This window comes from Mycobacterium sp. UM_11 (assembly GCF_001414075.1).
In the GTDB taxonomy this organism is placed as follows: Bacteria; Actinomycetota; Actinomycetes; order Mycobacteriales; family Mycobacteriaceae; genus Mycobacterium.
Map to the genome: position 1 here is coordinate 1 of NZ_LATC01000262.1, position 337 is coordinate 337.

The 337-nt window shown below is 69.1% G+C and carries 1 protein-coding gene; it reads right to left on the reverse strand.

Annotated features, from left to right (window positions below; genetic code table 11):
• Positions 1 to 337: hypothetical protein (locus WU80_RS24935; RefSeq protein ID WP_156349798.1), on the reverse strand; the 337-nt coding region annotated here is incomplete at both ends.

The window sequence follows — 337 nt, forward strand, 5'->3', positions numbered from 1 at the left end:
GGCCCAGGCGATGTTGAAGTCCTCCACCAGGATCCGCCACGACACCGCGTCGACGGCCAGGTGATGCACGATCAACACCAACTGCCCCGTGCCGGTGACCCACAAGGCGCTCAGTACCATCCCGGCGGCGGGGTCCAACCGGGACCGAGCGTCGATCAACGCTTGTTCGGAAAGGACATCCACGCTGTGCAGGCGCAGATCGGCCCGGGCAGCACCGGATTCGGGGGCGGTGAGGGTGCGCCCGCTCATGTCGGCGCGCAGCCTCAGCATGGGGTGGTGGTCGAGCAGGGCCTGCAAGATGGTCACGACGTCGGTGGGGGTGGCCCCGGCCGGGGCT